The sequence below is a fragment of the Dysgonomonas sp. PF1-14 genome (assembly GCF_029892965.1).
In the GTDB taxonomy this organism is placed as follows: domain Bacteria; phylum Bacteroidota; class Bacteroidia; order Bacteroidales; family Dysgonomonadaceae; genus Dysgonomonas.
On sequence record NZ_JARXWN010000001.1, the window covers coordinates 485,070 to 503,372 of the forward strand.

General features: G+C 43.5%; 11 protein-coding genes and 1 pseudogene. 11 read left to right on the forward strand and 1 reads right to left on the reverse strand.

Going from position 1 to position 18,303, the window contains the following annotated elements:
* The first annotated feature begins 39 nt into the window (after window positions 1-39).
* From M2448_RS02175 to M2448_RS02185, 3 genes are all read left to right on the forward strand, one after another.
* The gene (locus M2448_RS02175) at window positions 40-648 is read left to right on the forward strand and encodes a DUF4126 domain-containing protein (protein ID WP_280644633.1); all 609 of its coding nucleotides are present in this window, start codon (window positions 40-42) and stop codon (window positions 646-648) included.
* A gap of 113 nt (window positions 649-761) precedes the next feature.
* Complete coding sequence (locus M2448_RS02180) at window positions 762-1,406, forward strand: O-methyltransferase (protein ID WP_280644634.1); 645 nt, start codon at window positions 762-764, stop codon at window positions 1,404-1,406.
* A gap of 89 nt (window positions 1,407-1,495) precedes the next feature.
* Entirely contained in the window at window positions 1,496-2,047 is a 552-nt protein-coding gene (locus M2448_RS02185) for a hypothetical protein (RefSeq protein WP_280644635.1), read from the forward strand.
* 21 nt (window positions 2,048-2,068) lie between these two features.
* Here the strand turns inward: M2448_RS02185 and M2448_RS02190 are convergent, their stop codons facing one another.
* Complete coding sequence (locus tag M2448_RS02190) at window positions 2,069-2,965, reverse strand: AraC family transcriptional regulator (RefSeq protein ID WP_280644636.1); 897 nt, start codon at window positions 2,963-2,965, stop codon at window positions 2,069-2,071.
* A gap of 293 nt (window positions 2,966-3,258) precedes the next feature.
* Between M2448_RS02190 and M2448_RS02195 the strand changes: the two genes are divergently transcribed.
* The 8 genes and pseudogenes from M2448_RS02195 to M2448_RS02230 all read left to right on the forward strand — a co-directional run bounded on the left by M2448_RS02195 (window position 3,259) and on the right by M2448_RS02230 (window position 18,074).
* Window positions 3,259-4,644 (forward strand): sugar porter family MFS transporter, encoded by a 1,386-nt coding sequence (locus M2448_RS02195; protein ID WP_280644664.1) that lies wholly within the window; start codon window positions 3,259-3,261, stop codon window positions 4,642-4,644.
* A gap of 27 nt (window positions 4,645-4,671) precedes the next feature.
* Window positions 4,672-8,022, forward strand: a complete 3,351-nt coding sequence (locus tag M2448_RS02200; RefSeq protein ID WP_280644637.1) for a DUF5107 domain-containing protein — start codon at window positions 4,672-4,674, stop codon at window positions 8,020-8,022.
* Window positions 8,023-8,527: 505 nt separating this feature from the next.
* On the forward strand, window positions 8,528-11,569 hold the full coding sequence (locus M2448_RS02205) for a TonB-dependent receptor (protein WP_280644638.1): 3,042 nt from the start codon (window positions 8,528-8,530) through the stop codon (window positions 11,567-11,569).
* 15 nt (window positions 11,570-11,584) lie between these two features.
* Window positions 11,585-13,165, forward strand: a complete 1,581-nt coding sequence (locus M2448_RS02210; protein WP_280644639.1) for a RagB/SusD family nutrient uptake outer membrane protein — start codon at window positions 11,585-11,587, stop codon at window positions 13,163-13,165.
* Window positions 13,166-13,255: 90 nt separating this feature from the next.
* On the forward strand, window positions 13,256-14,311 hold the full coding sequence (locus M2448_RS02215) for a glycoside hydrolase family 43 protein (protein ID WP_280644640.1): 1,056 nt from the start codon (window positions 13,256-13,258) through the stop codon (window positions 14,309-14,311).
* Between the two features lie 126 nt (window positions 14,312-14,437).
* A pseudogene (locus M2448_RS02220) lies at window positions 14,438-15,489 on the forward strand (aldose epimerase family protein).
* Between the two features lie 237 nt (window positions 15,490-15,726).
* Complete coding sequence (locus M2448_RS02225) at window positions 15,727-16,761, forward strand: glycoside hydrolase family 43 protein (protein WP_280644641.1); 1,035 nt, start codon at window positions 15,727-15,729, stop codon at window positions 16,759-16,761.
* Between the two features lie 212 nt (window positions 16,762-16,973).
* Window positions 16,974-18,074 (forward strand): cellulase family glycosylhydrolase, encoded by a 1,101-nt coding sequence (locus M2448_RS02230; RefSeq protein WP_280644642.1) that lies wholly within the window; start codon window positions 16,974-16,976, stop codon window positions 18,072-18,074.
* The last annotated feature ends 229 nt before the right edge of the window (window positions 18,075-18,303 follow it).

The window sequence follows — 18,303 nt, forward strand, 5'->3', positions numbered from 1 at the left end:
TATCTTTGAACGAAACTAAACACAAAATAAGGCATCATTATGTTAGAATTTGTTCAGCAATTTTCCGAATGGAAATACGTTTTGAGCGCTTTTATCGGCATAGGGTTATCGGCTGCTACAGGCTTTCGCGTATTCCTACCAATGTTTGCTGTCAGCCTTGCTTCATATATGGGTTGGATTGATGTGATACACAACGATTTGTTTTCGTGGATGGCCGAATTGCCAACCCTTATCACGACAGGGATAGCCACTGTTGTAGAAATTCTGGCATATTATATTCCCTATGTAGACAATTTGCTTGATACATTGTCTGTCCCTTTGGCCACTATTGCAGGTTCTATTCTTTTTGCCAGCCAGTTCTCCGACATAGGGTCCTTCCCTCAATGGGCTTTAGCCCTGATAGCGGGCGGAGGTACGGCGGCAGCTGTAAGTTCGGCTTTTGCAGGAACACGCATTGCATCTACGGGCACTACGGGAGGGATTGCCAACCCTGTAGTAACTACGGCTGAAACCACAGGCGCAGTAGTAATGACGGGCGTCACTCTAATAGCTCCTGTTATTGCTTTCTTACTTGTTATTGTATTATTATACCTAGTCTTCAGAGTCGGGCGTAAAATCTGGAGAAAAACACGTTCTAACGGCACATAGCTTTTGTACTACGCTTTTGAAATAAAAGAGGAACTATTTCGAAAGCAAAGCCTCAGGAAATTACCCTCGGCTGGTAAGTATAATTTGTTAAAATAAATTTGAGATAGAATACAATGTCATTAGATAAAGATCAGTCAATAGAAAACTATATTCTTTCCCATATAGACGAAGAGGGTGAGCTATTGAAGCAGCTGAACAGAGATGCACATGTGAATTTACTGAAACCCCGCATGCTTTCAGGACATTTGCAGGGGCAGATACTACGCATATTTTGCCGGATGATGCAGCCGGAGTATATCCTCGAAATAGGGACTTACACAGCTTATGCTACCCTTTGTCTTGCCGAAGGTGCTGCCGGCAATGCAGAGATACACACCATAGAGGTAAACGACGAGTTGGAAGACTTTATAATGAAATATCTTCACCGCACGAAGCTGAAAGATAAAATCCATCTGCATATAGGTGACGCTATGGAGATAATTCCGACAATAGACCGCATCTTCGATCTGGTATTTATAGATGCTAATAAGCGGCATTATATAGAATATTACAACCTGATATTCGATAAAGTGCGTTCCGGCGGGCTGATTATTGCAGATAATACCCTATGGGATGGGCACGTATTAGAAACCCCCAAGCCATCTGACAAGCAGACTATCGGCATACAGCAGTTCAACGATATGGTAGCAAAAGACCATAGAGTAGAAAAGGTGATATTACCTGTACGGGACGGGCTGACGCTGATATGGAAAAAATAATAATGCCAATCAGTATTTGAGATTGTATTGAATAATCGAACGTGCTATTGGATATTTATTATATTTAAGCCATCTAAGAAAATCGGACGATGGAAAAAGAAAAAGAATTTGATGAACTGATACAGGATAGTTGCGCTTCAAATGTGCTCCAAATGGTGATGGCACTTATCGTTATGTCCGGACTGGCTATATTCTTTATCTATTGGGGGATCACGATAGGAGAGGAACCTGTGCTTTTCCTTATAGCTATCGGAATAATCATCGGATTGATTTTTCTTTTCAAACAACGAAAAGGAGACTTTAATGAAGGCAATTTCTGGCTCGGTATCATCAAGGAGAACCCCGATAATATTGTTTGGATAGACCCTATCGTTACCAAAGAAAAAGTAGCTTATATAATAACCGTAAACGAATCGTTGCGATTCCATATTCACACGAAAGATGGACTCAAAACATTTATAAAATGCAATTCGGCTGAGCAAAAGGCTGTCTTTTGGGAAGGCATTAAGACTTATCTGCCCCATGTCCATATCGGCTATTCATCCGAAATCAACGATATATATAATCAGAACCCGCAACAGTTTATTGAAATACTGAAAGAGAAAGAATTGTACACCCCCGTCAGCTATTTTGGAATCTGATATTTTAATAATAGAAAACACTCAATCCCCCGCCGCATCATAATATCTCTTTCGGTATTCTTTCGGCGTTATTTCCATTTCCTTCACAAAAGCCTTTGTAAAGTGAAACTGATCGTAAAAATTCAGCCTGAATGCTATCTCCTTGATCTTTAGTTCCGAAAATTGCAGATATGAGCACGCACGTTGTATCTTTAGTTGATTGTAGTAAGCCATCGGCGAATAAGACGTGCGCTGCACAAATAGCGTATTCAGGTGCGAGCCCGAATAACTTACCGCATCGGCTATGTCATGCAATGTGATCTTGTTTTCCAGATTCTCTTTCATATATACAATGCTACTCTGTATCACATCTGCTTTCCTGATACTTTGTATCTCACGATATTGTGAAAGGTATTTGAGTGAAGCCAGAAAGTACATCAGGCAAAAAGTGATATATTCCAGATTTTCGGGATTATAACCCATTTCCAGATTCTGATAAATTTCTTCAAACAGGCGGAAACGATCCTGATGACGCGCATTGTCGGCATCGCCTATGTCAATATGCTTTTTTATGATAGAATCGAACATCTGTATATTCTCCCCTTTGAAGTGCAGCCAGTATATACTCCAAGGATTATGCAGTTCCGAGCCGTATTTGTGATACTCGCCTGGCGGAAGTATAAAGAACTGATTTTCTTTCAGTACGTACCTCTCATCGTCATATTCCACCCATCCTTTACCCTTTTCGCAATAGATGAAAATATACTGATCCGTACCGTTTGCCCTTTCCCTGTAATGGAATTTTGCATTCGGATAATAGCCTATATGTGTCACATGTATTTGTCGTGTAACCTCATTGTTTGCCTGATAAGACCGTATATTGTAAGGAGTGATAATGGCCTTTTCTCCTTTGAAGCCATCGGCGATAATTGTATCCATAATGTTAATGTCTAGAATAAAATGCGGGGAAACTTGCAAAATAGTTATTTTTTACATATTTTGCAAAAGAATATACATTTTTTACACACAAATTCTATTCTACTTTTGCTTATATAAATTATTGCCCGATTTATAAACGATACTATAGACTTTTATACATAGAATTAAAAGAATGCCAAAACTGTAGAAACACGATTTTAAGACCTTTTACATCAGTACTTTTTATTATACCAAGAGCATAGGCTGTCCTGTGTTTTGGAAGACAAACATATATTAACCTTATTATACCTGTCATCATGAAAAAATACAATATCTCCTATCTGGTATTCATCGCATTCATATCCGCACTCGGTGGTTATTTGTTTGGTTACGACTGGGTTGTGGTAGGAGGCGCGAAGCCCTTTTATGAAATATTCTTCAATATTACCGATGCTCCTTCCATGCAGGGATGGGTGATGAGCAGTGCCATACTCGGCTGCCTTATCGGTGTTACCATATCGGGTAGTCTCGCCGATAAGTACGGGCGCAAGCCGCTGATGCTTATAGCATCCGTCATCTTCATTGCTGCAGCCTTAGGCACAGGATGGGTCGATAGTATATCATGGTTTATTGTATATCGCCTGCTTGGCGGAATTGGTATCGGCATCGCCTCCAATGTAGCACCTATGTACATCGCCGAAATATCACCCCCTGACATCAGAGGACGGTTTGTGTCTATCAATCAGTTAACCATAGTGCTTGGAATATTGAGTGCACAGATTGTCAACTGGCTGATTGCCGATCCCGTAACTCCCGGAGAAAATATATTGACCTCATGGAATGGTCAAATGGGTTGGCGATGGATGTTCTGGGCAGGAGCAGTTCCGGCGACATTGTATCTGCTATTTATATTCTTCATACCCGAAAGTCCGCGCTGGTCGGCTACACACCGACTTTACGACAAAGCCGAAAATGTCTTTGCCCGGATTGGCGGACAGTCGTTTGCCCGCACTCAGATCAGCGATCTGAAAAAAGCATTGCTTTCGGACACCGATACATCTAAAGTGAATTACAGGCTGTTGTTTAAAGGGAAAATGCCCAAAATACTCCTTATCGGTATCGTTATAGCCGTTTTCCAGCAATGGTGCGGTATAAACGTAATCTTCAACTATGCACAGGAAGTTTTTTCATCCGCAGGCTATAGCGTTTCCGATATATTGATGAACATCGTAATAACAGGAGTTACCAATGTTATATTCACTTTCGTTGGCATGTATCTGGTCGACCGTATAGGAAGGCGCGCATTACTGCTATTCGGTGCTATCGGACTGTGTATGATCTATGCTGTATTAGGGGCCTGTTATTATTTTCAGATCTCAGGATTTGCGGTACTCATGCTGGTCGTCATGGCCATCGCTTGTTATGCAATGACACTGGCCCCTATTACATGGGTGGTGATTTCCGAAATATTCCCCAACAAGATCAGGGGAATGGCAATGGCAGTTTCCACTTTTGCCCTGTGGACGGCCTGTTTCATACTCACGTTTACATTCCCGATCTTGAATAGTTCGCTTGGAGCGTACGGCACATTCTGGCTCTACGGACTGATCTGTCTTTTAGGATTCGTCTTTACGAAAAAATACCTGCCTGAGACAAAAGGGAAATCGTTGGAGCAGATCGAAGATGAATTATCGAAATAGACCATCAATAATAATTATTTACATATAATGGAACGAATAACACACTATCTGATTCAACCCAAAGTCGTTGAAAAAGGAATTGTAAAAGCTTGGGAAGAAGAAGTGCTACTCCCTACCTACGAAGCGGGTAAAGAAGAGAAAAACCCGATCTTTCTCGAAAAGAGAGTATATCAGGGAAGCTCAGGCACTGTGTACCCTTATCCGGTGATAGAAAAGATATACGATGAGAAGAAAGACAAGGCGTACAAAGCCCTATTCATCGAAAACGAATATCTGAAAATAATGATATTGCCCGAACTCGGCGGACGTGTACACATGGCATACGATAAGGTAAAGAAACGCCATTTCGTTTACTACAATCAGGTAATAAAGCCGGCGTTGGTGGGGCTGACAGGTCCTTGGATATCGGGAGGCATCGAGTTCAACTGGCCTCAGCACCATCGCCCGAGCACTTTTTTGCCTACCGACTACTGCATCGAAGAGCACGCCGATGGCAGTGTCACTGTATGGTGCAACGAAGTGGAACGTATGTTCCGCACAAAAGGGATGCAAGGCTTCACACTTTATCCCGACAAGGCTTATCTGGAGATCAATGTGAAAGTGTACAATCGCACCTCTTTCCCACAGACATTCCTGTGGTGGGCTAATCCGGCAGTGGTAGTAGGCGACGATTATTATTCGGTCTTTCCGCCCGATGTGTACGCTGTATTCGATCATGGGAAGCGCGATGTTTCCAAGTTCCCGATAGCAACAGGCACATATTACAAGCACGATTATTCGGCAGGAGTAGACATATCCCGCTACAAGAATATTCCTGTACCTACCTCATATATGGCTATCCTGTCCAAATACGATTTCATCGGCGGATACGAAGAAGATGCACAGGCGGGCTTGCTGCATGTGGGAGACCGTCACGTCTCGCCCGGAAAGAAACAATGGACATGGGGCTGCGGCGACTTTGGCAAGGCATGGGACAGAAACCTTACCGATGAAGACGGCCCTTATATAGAACTAATGACAGGAGTGTATACCGACAACCAGCCCGACTTCTCATGGCTACAGCCAAATGAAGAAAAATCGTGGATACAATATTTCATGCCATATAGTGAGGTCGGCTATGTGAAGAATGCAAATAAAGATGCTGTAGTAAATGTAAGTGTAGAAAATGGTGCTATTGTTGTTGTCGTATACACCACCTCACTGTTCACTGCGCTGAATGTTCACCTAAAAGATATAGACGGAAATGTATATCTTGATGACATTGCCGAAATATCACCTGATAAGCCTTACAGGAAAAGCATCCGCATTGACAAAGAAATAAATCCGGAACTCCTCGTTTTCAAACTGTCAGATAACAAAGGCGAGCAGATACTCAGCTATCAGCCCGACAAAAATGAACTGAAACCAATACCCGAACCTGCAAAAGCGGCACTGAAACCGGAAGAGATTATTTCCAATGAGCAATTATATCTTACAGGGCTCCATCTTGAGCAATATCGCCATGCAACTTATCACCCGATGGATTATTACCGCGAAGCTGTGAAACGCGATCTGGGTGATGTCCGCAGTAATAATGCTATCGGGCTATGGCTGATGCGCAAAGGAAAGTTTGAAGAAGCCGAAGCATATTTCAATACTGCTATTGCAACTTTGACCGAGCGAAATCCCAATCCGTATAATTCCGAACCGTATTACAACCTGGGTTGCAGCCTGAGAATGCAGCATAAGTATGATGAGGCCTACGATGCCTTTTACAAGGCGAGTTGGAGTTTCGCATGGAAAAATGCAGGTTACTTTGCCTTAGCTCAGATAGATGCAATGAACGAAAAGTGGGAGGAAGCATTGGAGAAGGCTAATGTCAGTCTGATACACAACAGTCACAACCACAAGGCGCGCCATCTGAAAGCAGCCGTATTGAGGCAAATGGGCAGGGATAAGCAGGCACAGGACTTCATAGGCGAATCCTTGAGTATCGACAAATTCAATATGGGATGCCAGTACGAAAAATACCTGCTCACCAACAAAGCCAACGACCTGAATGTATTTAAGGCACTGATGCGTGGTTCGGTCTGGTCTTACCTCGAATATGCTATCGACTATGCGTCCTTTGGTTTCACAGACGAAGCTATCAGCTTGTTGTCACATATCACAGGCGAATCGGAACAGGTGTATCCGATGGTATATTACACGCTGGGCTACTTTCATTCGCTGAAGGGAGATGATGCAGCAGCCATCCGAATGTACCGTAAAGCCTCTGTAATGAATCCAGAACGCTGTTTCCCTAATAAGATAGAAGACGTGCTTATTCTTCAGGATGCGATGCGGCTGAATCCGTCCGATCCTTACGCACCGTTTTATCTGGGTAATTTCTGGTATGCTTCGCAGCAGTATGGCGATGCCATTGTATGTTGGGAAAGGTCGAAGGACATAAAAAACGATTTTCCTACTGTGTACCGCAATCTGGCACTGGCTTATTATAACAAAAGAGGCAAGAAGAACGAAGCACGCCTGTTACTTGAGAAAGCCTTTGCGATGGATACTACCGATGCCCGCGTATTGATGGAGCTCGACCAACTATATAAAAGAATGGGGATGCACCCCGAAGAACGATTGGAATTTTTAGAGCGATACGGCGATACGGTCAACGAAAGAGACGACTTGTTGATAGAACGCATAACGCTTTACAATCAGCTCGGACAATATGAAAAAGCAATGACGCTGATAGATAGTCAGAAGTTCCACCCTTGGGAAGGAGGAGAAGGAAAAATAACGGGACAGTATGTCTATTGCCGCTTAGCATTAGCTAAAAGATGTATAAAAGAAGAAAGATATGATGACGCATTGAGTTTGTTGCACGAAACAGATGCCTATCCACACAATCTGGGAGAAGGAAAACTTGCCAATGCCGAAGAAAACGACATTGACTACTATAAAGGAATCGCATACAGAAGAAAAGGGGAAGAAGACAAAGCTGTCCGCTGCTTCACGAAAGCGACACAAGGATCACTCGAACCGCAACAGGCCTTTTTCTACAACGATCAGCAGCCTGATAAAATATACTATCAGGGCTTGGCATGGCGCGCACTTGGCAACGAGGACAAAGCCCGTTCGTGCTTCAACAAACTGATTGCACATGGCGAAAAGCATCTGTTTGACGACTGTACTATCGATTACTTTGCCGTATCGCTACCCGATCTAGCCATTTGGGAAGACGACCTTAATACCCGGAATAAGATACATTGCTACTATGTAATGGGCTTGGGGCATCTGGGAACAGGAAACCATACTGAGGCTCTGAAATGTTTGCAAAATGTACGGATTATGGACGTCAACCATCAGGGAGTACAAATCAATATGACCGAATACAATTATATATAAAACCTAAATACCAAAAGATATGAAAAATCCTGTTTACATAACATCCTTACCTCCCTAGCACAGAGGAGAACTATGGGTTCTTGATTACCACGCCTTTTAAGGCGTGGGTGAAAGCCGGAGTAACAAAAGACTTTAGTCAAATTAAATTAAAGATTGACAGAGTTAAGATTAGTTTGGCTGAAGCCACCTCAAGTAACTATTCTTATTCCTCCACTTAAAAGTGGAGGCAACTAAGTCGGAACTCAAGAGCATTCCTTGTATAGAAAGTGGGAATACTTGAAAGCAATACTAAGAAAACACGAAAGAAATGCCATCGAAAAGCCGAAATAAAATGCTATCGGCTAAATGCCCTGAGGGGGAAGGATATACAAAAGAAAGCACACGACAGAAGTATTAGCATATCCCCTGAAACTATGAAAACAACATTAAATTATCGGTCACTATATATTAGCTTGACTGATAGAATTATACCAAGAATCTATTTGGAACTTTAAAGTCAAATTTCATGAAAAATCGTATTAATCATCTACTGAACTTCTTCATCCTGCACTTTCCGGCACGGAAAACACTATTGCTGGTATGTATGCTGTCGGTACCTTTTCTGGCTATCGCAAACCAAAGCTTTACGGTCACAGGTACAGTCACCGATGAAGACAATGAGCCATTGATTGGCGTTAATATTACTGTGGAAGGAACAAGTGGAAGCTCCATAAAAGGAACCGCCACCGATCTGAAAGGAGAATACCGTCTCGAAGGAATAAGCCGCGATGCCGTACTTATATTCTCCTATGTGGGCTATGCCGAGCAACGCATTGCCGTTGGTGGACAGTCCGTTATCAATGTTACTTTGCGAAGTAATAGTAAAGAACTCGACGAAGTCGTCGTAGTCGGTTACGGTAGCGTGAAAAAGAAAGACCTTACCGGAGCCGTATCTATTGTAGATACCGATGTGTTGAAAAACAAATCGGTGACCACGCTTGCCGATGCCCTACAGGGAGCAGCTACCGGCGTATATGTAAGAGGAGGCAGCCAGCCGGGCTCAGAGTCTGCCATACAGATAAGGGGTGTAAGCAGCTTGACCAACAACAACCCGCTGTATGTGATTGACGGGATGCTTACATCAGCCAACAGAGACCTGAATGTAGCCGACATAGAGTCGATACAGATATTGAAAGACGCTTCGGCCGCAGCTATCTACGGTTCGCGTGCTGCTAATGGGGTAATTATTATTACTACCAAAAAAGGAACAGAAGGCCCTATGAAAGTAAGTGCTTCGCTGAGGAAAGGTATACAAACGACTCCGCGATACGACCTTGCCGATCGTAACGAATTTATACGGCTCAACGATATGGCGTATGCTAATGCAGGGCTTCCGGCTCAGGATCACCGCCCCGATATAAATACCGACTGGCAAGATGCTGCATTCCGTACCGGACAGGTCGACGATTACAATGTAAGCCTTTCGGGAGGAGGCAAATTCTCCAACTATATGGTTTCGGGTAATTACTTCAAAAACAAAGGTACGCTGATCGGTACTTCTTTCGATCGTGTCAGTGTCAGGGTAAATACCGAAGCGCGGAAAGGCATTCTCAAGTTTGGTGAAAACCTTGCTATCAGTAATGCCACCTCTACCGAACTGCCAACGCTCAACCCTTACTGGGAAGTATTGCGTATGTTGCCTACGATTCCTGTCTACGATGAGGAAAATCCGGGCGGATATGGCTATGGCGATGGTTCGCGGGCAAAGACATTCGGTTCCAATCCGGTTGCTATGACCGACTTGCAGAACCGGTCGAACGAGAATTTCAGGCTTCGTGGAAATGCGTTTCTCGAAGTAGACCTGTTCAAGATATTTACCTATAAAGTAAATTTCGGTTACGAAACCAGCTTCAGCAATCACCGCTACCTGCGCAAAGAAGGTACATGGACATACAACCAGCCGGCCAACGACCCGTCTGAAATATATGAAATACGCGCACAATACGAGAATATTCTTGTAGAGAACACACTCAATTTCAATTTTGATATTGGTAAACATCATCTGGATGGAGTAGGCGGTATCACTTATCAGAAAGAACAGAACAGGCAGATAGGTGCACAGAAAAAGACCATATTGCGAACCTCTTCCGGTGAATATTTCAGAGAAATAGATGCCGGATCGAGTGACCCTCAGTCGTACGGAAATGGATGGAACACAGTGATGATATCTTATCTGGGACGTGTAAACTACAACTACGATGGTAAATACCTTCTTACTGGAACTATCCGGTCTGATGGCTCGTCCCGCTTTAAGGAAGGCAAACGTTGGGGAGTATTCCCGTCTGTATCAGGAGCATGGCGTATCAGCAGCGAGAACTTCTTCTCTGTAGACTGGGTAGACGACCTCAAGATAAGGGCGAACTACGGTACATTGGGTAGTGTCAACATTGGGGCGTACGATTACTTTGCAGTTATCAACCAGAATACACCTGCTATTTTCAATAACCAGATATTCCCCGGGTCTACTCAGGTGAAATTGATAAATGAAAATCTGAAATGGGAAACACTCGTACAGCAGAATTACGGAATAGACGCTGTCCTTTTCAATAACAGATTGTCGGTCGGAATGGAATACTATATAGCCGATTCTAAAGATATTCTTTACGGAATGCCCATTGCTTCCAGTACCGGAAATGATGGCGGAAACCCTGTAGTAAATGCAGCTAGTCTGAAAAATACGGGCTTCGAACTAAGTCTGCTTTGGAGAGATAAGATAGGCAAAGTAAATTACAAAGTAGGGCTGAACACCACCACCCTGAAGAATAAAGTAAAAGGGCTCGGTTACGGTGAAGAGGAAGTAATCACCGAAACCACGATCTCTAAGGTAGGTAAACCGCTCGGCATGTGGTATCTGATAAAGACTGACGGTCTGTTTCAGAACGATGCCGAAGTTTTGAATCATACCAATGCCGAAGGAAAAGTCATACAACCCGATGCTAAGCCGGGTGATATAAGGTTCATCGACTTCAACGGTGACGGACAGATAACCAATGCCGACCGTCAGGAAGTAGGATCACCTTGGGCAAAAGTAGAATTTGGACTGAATATGGGCGTAGAATGGAACAATTTCGATCTGAGCATGATGTGGTTTGTCTCACTAGGAGGTAAGCTATTTAACTCGCCGCGCCATCTGGTCGACCGATTCGATGACAATTCCAATTACAGGTCGGGTATCCAACCTTGGGAAAAAGAAGGAGACACCGGATTTCCGCGGGTAGTTTACACATCCACGCAGAACTCCCTGCTGGGAACAGACCGTTGGCTCGAAAACGGTTCGTTTGCACGACTAAAAGATATCTCTATAGGATATCAGCTCCCTAAACCCCTGATTTCGAAAATACATTTCGAACAGGTACGCTTCTATTTATCGGCTCAGAATCTGATTACCATAACTAAGTATAAAGGTTTAGACCCTGAATTTAACGGAGGATTATACGAGCGCGGACGCGATTATGGAAGATTCCCGAATGTACGTTCGGCCGCCATCGGTTTAAATGTAGTTTTTTAGAAAAATATATATATCATGAAAAAGTTGATCATAATAATATCAATAATCGCAGCGGGGTTATTTTCCTGCGATTCCGGGCTGCTGGATGTCAAAAATCCGAATACGCTCGATACCAGTAATTTCTGGGAAACCGAAGCCGATGCCGATCTTGGTATCAATGCCGTTTACAATATGTTTTACCGCAGTGGTACATGGGCAAGGTGGATACATTACAGCTACGATATCAAGTCTGACGAATGCACCAATGTAAGTCCTTGGCTCGAGTTGCAGGATTGGACAAAGTTTAAATACGTAAATTACGACTTCAACGAAGGTAATCGTTGGATATGGTGGGAACACTACAAAGCTATTTTCAGAGCCAATCAGGTATTGGCATACGTTCCCGATATACCCTTTACCAGTGACAGAAAGAAGCAACGCTTGTTGGGCGAAGCTAAGTTCCTGCGGGCACTCTATTACTACGATCTGGCTATCCTATGGGGCAATGTGCCTATCATAGACCAGCCTTCTAATCCGGACGATAAACCTACTAATAGTTCACAGGATGAGGTCTTTGCTTTTATGGAAACAGACTTGCTCGATGCAATGAATATGCTGGAAGAAGAATACACCGGTGACGATCTGGGACGTGCTACAGTAGGGGCAGCCAAAGGTTTGCTTGCCAGAGTATATATGATGCAGCACCGTTGGCAGGATGCCAAAAATCAGTTGCACTGGCTGGTCGAAGGAGAAGGTAAAAAGTACTACGGACTTGTGAACGACTGGGAAGATAACTTCAAGCATACTTCGGAAAATAACATTGAATCGGTATTCGAAATACAGTATAGTGACTTTAACCCTAACGGGCCTGAGGGCGATCTTCCTGGTCAGTGTATGGGATTGCACCGCGCACAGTTTTTTGCACCGAATGGTATAGGATGGAACGAGGGCGATGTACGCCAGTGGGTTGTAGACGAATTTCTGAAAGAAAAACGCAACGATGGGCAGTACGACCGCAGATTGTTGAGGACGGCATGGTTCTACAATCAGAAAGATTATTTCCCAAATGACGATAACTCGATATATGGAAGAACAGGATGGGATGCCTCTTGGGACTTTGAATCGACCAATACAGGTGAGAAAGGGCATCGCTGTATGATACGCAAATATCAGTCCGATTATTACCGTACTTTCGAAACATACGAGAACCCCATCAATTTCCGATATATGCGTTTTGCCGATGTGTTGTTACTCTATGCTGAATGTATCAATAATCTTGAAGGCCCTGCTACGGCTGCACAGTATGTCAACATGGTACGCAATCGTGCCGGCCTTCCTAATCTACAGGTAGGACAGCCACAGGCGTTAACCAATAAAGAAAACTTTCAGGCACGTCTCGAAATCGAACGCACATTGGAACTGTGTGGCGAATGTGTGCGCTGGGCAGACCTTATGCGCTGGGGATATCTGGAAAGTAAGGAAAAAATAGAAATACTGAAACAACGCGACCCTGACTTCAATGCTTATGATACGCAGACATTCAAACATAAGTTTTTCCCGATATCGAGTATGGAATTGAATGCGAACAAGAACCTGAACCAAAACCCTAATTACTGATAATAATATAGTTTTACTAACCCCGATAGCAGGCGGAAATATCGACTAGAGAATGGTGTCTTTGCCTGCTGTCTTAAAATTACAGATAAGATGAGAATAATAATATACATGCTGTTAGCCCTGCTCTTCAACACTTCGTGCAGCTCGCAGGAGAACAGGGGGTATGAACCGGAATTGCCTGAGGATAAAAAATATTTTACCAACCCCATCAAAGCAGATGGAGCAGACCCTTGGATGATACGCCACGATGGGAAATACTATCTGTCTGAGAGTAGCGGCAATGCTAAGATAAATGTTATCACTCCTCCTACTATTACCGATATGGGGTCAGGGGTTTCCGTCTGCGTATGGGAAAGCCCTGTGGACGGTATGGCAGGAGCTAAATACAATCTGTGGGGGCCGCACCTCAATTATGTGAAGGGCAGTTGGTATATCTACTATTGCGCTCAGTCGACAGCCGACAGCGAATTTACATCGCAGCGAATGTGGGCACTGAAATCGACTACAGCCAGTCCGTTAGGCCCTTACGAAGACATGGGTGAAGTAATAGATTCTAATGATAAAGAATGGGCGATAGACGGCTCTATCATCGAACGTGGTAATGGCGATCTCTATTTTGTATGGTCGGGTATTCCCGATCTGAACACCTTGCATCAGCATACCTATATAGCCAAGATGTTGAACCCAACCCGTATCGACCGCAGCACTATCGTAAAGATATCGAGCCCTACCGAAACATGGGAAACATCCGTCCGACCAATACAGGAAGGGCAGCGCCCGCTTATTATAGATAAGAATGGAAAGACGATCATTATGTTTTCGGCAAACGGAAGCTGGAGCGACGAATATTGTCTCGGCTCGCTGACCAATACCGATGGTAATTACTTAAATCCGTCATCGTGGACGAAGTCAGTACAACCTGTCTTTAAGAAAACGAACAATATATTCGGTCCCGGTGGCGCATCGTATGTGAAATCGCCCGATGGCACGCAGGACTGGATCGTGTATCATTCGGCCAAGAGGAAAGGATCGGGGTGGGATCGTAGCGTCCATACACAGAAATTCACTTGGGATGCCAATGGCGACCCTGTATTCGGTGAGCCGGCTACCAATGGGGTTAAATTGGAAAAACCGTCAGGAGAATAACTTAATAAAAATAATCTTATGGTATCGATATACAGATATATGTATCTTTTCCTTATCAGCCTGCTCATTATGTGTATGGCATGCAAGGAAAGCAATAGCGATATACTTAGACCGGAGCATTTTATGATGGAATTGGATGGCAGACAAACCAAATTATACACTTTGAAGAATCGTACGGGAGCAATAGCCCAGTTCTCCGATTATGGAGGACGATGGCTGTCTATGTGGGTACCCGATAAAGATGGAAAACCGGAAGACGTGGTACTCGGCTTCGACAACATCGAAGGCTACCGGTCTGCCGCAGAGGGCTATCATGGAGCTATCACCGGAAGGGTGTGCGCAAGGATAAACAATGCCATGTTCGTTCTCGACGGACAAACATATCATCTGGCTCACAACGATGGGTTCGGCAAACCCGAACGCAACCATCTGCATGGTGGGGTAGAGGGTTTTCATCGGAAAGTGTGGAATGCCGAATGTAACACCAATGTGAAAGGCGCACAGTATGTCGAATTCAGTCGTATCTCTCCCGATGGGGAGAAGGTTACCCTGGGAATCTGGACGTAAAGGTGCGGTACACACTGACAGATGATAATGCGATTGTTATCGACTACCATGCTGTAACGGATAAGCCGACACTGGTGAATATTACCAATCATGCGTACTTCAATCTGTCGGGCAATCCTGCCGAATCTGTATCGGATCATCTGTTGCAGATCAATGCCGACAATTATCTGCAATGCGATAGTGAACTGATACCTACAGGCGAAATCGTTCCGCTGAAAGGCTTACCTATTGACTTCTCTGTTCCTGTGAAAGTGGGAAAAAATCTTAATGCTGATTTCACCGAAATCGTAAAAGGAAAAGGTTTTGCCCTTGCTTATGTGATAAACAGAGGTATGGAAGAAATGACGTATGCCGCTAAGCTTACTCATCCTGAGAGTGGGCGTACACTGGAGGTGTATTCCAATCAACCCAGCTTACAGGTGTATAATGCATGGCTGATGGATGGCAGCGATGTTGGCAAAAATGGTATTCCTTATAAATGTGGAGCAGGTATTGTATTGGAAACGCAAGCCTATCCTGATGCACCTAGTCACGCTGATTTTCCATCAATACGGCTGAATCCCGATGAGGTTTACCATCATAAAGCGATCTATAAATTTGGAATAGACTAGGATTGATTGTCTGTGTTTTTAGTTGCCTCCACTTTTCAGTGGAGGATAGTGAAGGCAGACAAGAAGAGAGCTTTAGCCAAAACTATTTGGCATTGCCAATTCTTTAAATTCGACTAAAGTCTTCTTGAGGGAGAAATCCTGTTCCACGCCTTTCAAGGCGTGGCAATTAATCAGAAGGAAATAGTCTTTTATGGTTTTGTTTAGGGTAAAATATAATGAACATAAAAAACAATTACAATGAAAATTACGATTCGACTTCTATGTATGCTGCTTTCGCTGTTATCTGTGAATGCCTGTTCGGGAGATTCCGATAGCGGAGGCAATCCGCCAAAGGAAGAAAAAAAATCCTATAACAACTTCACAGGTATTCAGCGTAACATGGCCGACCCGTTTGTACTTCAATATGGCGGTAAATATTATTTGTACGGTACAGCTGACGAAAATTCGGAAGGATTCAAGGTGCATGTATCGGAAGACATGGTCAACTGGTCGGAAGCATGCGGAGCCACCAATGGCTGGGCACTGCACAGGAATGACGTATGGGGTGATAAGTGGTTTTGGGGTCCGGAAGTAGTTTATTATAAAAACAAATTCTATATGCTTTACAGCGTAGAAGAACATATTGCAGTAGCTACTTCCGATTCGCCCTTAGGTCCGTTCATTCAGCAGGATAAGCGGCCTATACACCCCGATACGAAGGAAATAGACCAGAGTGTATTGTTCGATGACGATGGTAAGATATATATCTACTTCGTAAGGTTCGACAATGGCAATGTAACATATGGCGCCGAAATGAATGACGACCTGACATCTGTAAAAGAAAGTACGATAACCCGTCTGATCGACTATACAGAAGCATGGGAACACACACCGAACAATGAAAATATGGACTGGCCTGTAACCGAAGCACCGTTTATAATGAAGCACAAAGGTTATTACTATCTTTTTTATACAGCTAACGATTTCAGAAATCCCGATTATGCGGTCGGGTATGCTGTTTCCGAATCACCGTTAGGACCTTTCACTAAATATGACGGAAACCCTGTGCTGAAATCTACCACTGAGCAAAAAGGAACGGGCACGAGTAGTATCGTCAAATCGCCGGATAATTCATACTACATGGTTTATCATTCTCATAATAACAAGACAACCGTATTACCCCGAAAAACATGTATGGACAGGCTCGAATTTATTCCATCCGGCGACGGTAAGCCGGATATTGTAAAGATTTACGGGCCAACGGTTACAGAACAAGAAGTGTCATGGAAATAATATGACTTTGTATATTGCTAATATACCTGCTTTTCAGTTGCCTCCACTTTTAAGTGGAGGGTATAAAGGAATACAGATAAACGGCTTTAGCCGAAAGTATTTTGACTAAAGTCTTTCTAAGAGGAACTTCATTTCACGCTTTTTAAGGCGTGGAAACTAAACAACAAGGAATACCTCTTTTAATATGAAACTTAATGAAAAAACCGAATATCATGAAAAAGAAACATTTAATCTTATTATTTATTTTACCCCTGTTGCTGATCTCCTGTGGAGAAGCGGGGAAGACCTCCGTTATGGACGAAGGTGTACTCGTAAAAAACAAGTGGAGTATAGAAAAAGCCAATGAGTGGTATGCCCGTCAGGGTTGGATAGTAGGTTGTAATTATTCACCGAGTACAGCTGTAAATCAGTTGGAAATGTGGCAAAAAGAAACTTACGATGCTGCTACTATCGATAAGGAGTTGGGCTGGGCACAAGCCTTGGGCTTCAATACCATGCGGGTGTATCTGCATAGCCTTGTGTGGGAGTCAGATCCAGAAGGATTTAAACAACGGATCAACGATTATCTGACTATTTCGTCGAAACATGGTATAAAGACTATTCTTGTTTTCTTTGACGATTGCTGGAATCCTGAAGCCACAATAGGTAAACAGCCTGAGCCGAAAACAGGTGTACACAACTCGGGATGGGTACACGATCCTATTGTTTCACAAAGGGCTGATACTGTAGCTTTGTATCCGAAACTGAAAGCATACGTAACGGATATTCTCCGGACTTTCGGAAATGACGAACGTGTATTGATGTGGGATTTGTATAACGAACCGGGTAATGTCGGTCAGCTGACCAAGTCGCTGCCGTTGTTGAAAAAAGTATTTGAGTGGGCGCGCGAGGTCAATCCGTCTCAGCCGCTTACGGTAGGGGTGTGGCGGCTGGATTTTTACGAACTGAATAAGTTTCAGAACGAAAATTCCGATATCATTTCGTACCACTGTTACCACAACGCCGAACGCCATCAGGACTGGATACACATAATGAAATCGTACGGCAGACCTATTGTTTGTACCGAGTGGATGGGCAGGCGTTTCGAAAGTACTTTCGAGAAGGTGATGCCTATGCTGAAAGAGCAACAGGTGGGTGCTATATCGTGGGGCTTCGTTGCAGGAAAGACCAATACAATCTTTGCGTGGGACGATCCTCGTCCCGATGGTAAAGAACCGACACTATGGTTCCACGACATTCTGCGGACAGATGGTACCCCATACAGTAAGGATGAGATAAGTACAATTAAAAAACTGACAGGAGTGGGTCCGTAAATATTTTTTTCTTTTTGATAACTAACCCTGCCGGTGATATATTGGTGGGGTTTGGGTTTTTGTAGGGGCAATATTAGTTGAGAGGATATTAGAATCATTGTGTGGGTATTTTATATTATCTTAGATTATTTTTTATCTTTGAAGAAATCAGAACTCAACCATCAAGATTATGCTAATACTATTACCCTTTATAATCTATATTTTAATATTACTTGTTTTAGCATACAGG

What these genes read in the sequence shown, in the direction of transcription:
- M2448_RS02175 (WP_280644633.1), top strand. Translation starts at nt 40, where the DNA reads ATGTTAGAATTTGTTCAGCAATTTTCCGAATGGAAATACGTTTTGAGC.
- M2448_RS02180 (WP_280644634.1), top strand. Translation starts at nt 762, where the DNA reads ATGTCATTAGATAAAGATCAGTCAATAGAAAACTATATTCTTTCCCAT.
- M2448_RS02185 (WP_280644635.1), top strand. Translation starts at nt 1,496, where the DNA reads ATGGAAAAAGAAAAAGAATTTGATGAACTGATACAGGATAGTTGCGCT.
- M2448_RS02190 (WP_280644636.1), bottom strand. Translation starts at nt 2,965, where the DNA reads ATGGATACAATTATCGCCGATGGCTTCAAAGGAGAAAAGGCCATTATC.
- M2448_RS02200 (WP_280644637.1), top strand. Translation starts at nt 4,672, where the DNA reads ATGGAACGAATAACACACTATCTGATTCAACCCAAAGTCGTTGAAAAA.
- M2448_RS02205 (WP_280644638.1), top strand. Translation starts at nt 8,528, where the DNA reads ATGAAAAATCGTATTAATCATCTACTGAACTTCTTCATCCTGCACTTT.
- M2448_RS02210 (WP_280644639.1), top strand. Translation starts at nt 11,585, where the DNA reads ATGAAAAAGTTGATCATAATAATATCAATAATCGCAGCGGGGTTATTT.
- M2448_RS02215 (WP_280644640.1), top strand. Translation starts at nt 13,256, where the DNA reads ATGAGAATAATAATATACATGCTGTTAGCCCTGCTCTTCAACACTTCG.
- M2448_RS02225 (WP_280644641.1), top strand. Translation starts at nt 15,727, where the DNA reads ATGAAAATTACGATTCGACTTCTATGTATGCTGCTTTCGCTGTTATCT.
- M2448_RS02230 (WP_280644642.1), top strand. Translation starts at nt 16,974, where the DNA reads ATGAAAAAGAAACATTTAATCTTATTATTTATTTTACCCCTGTTGCTG.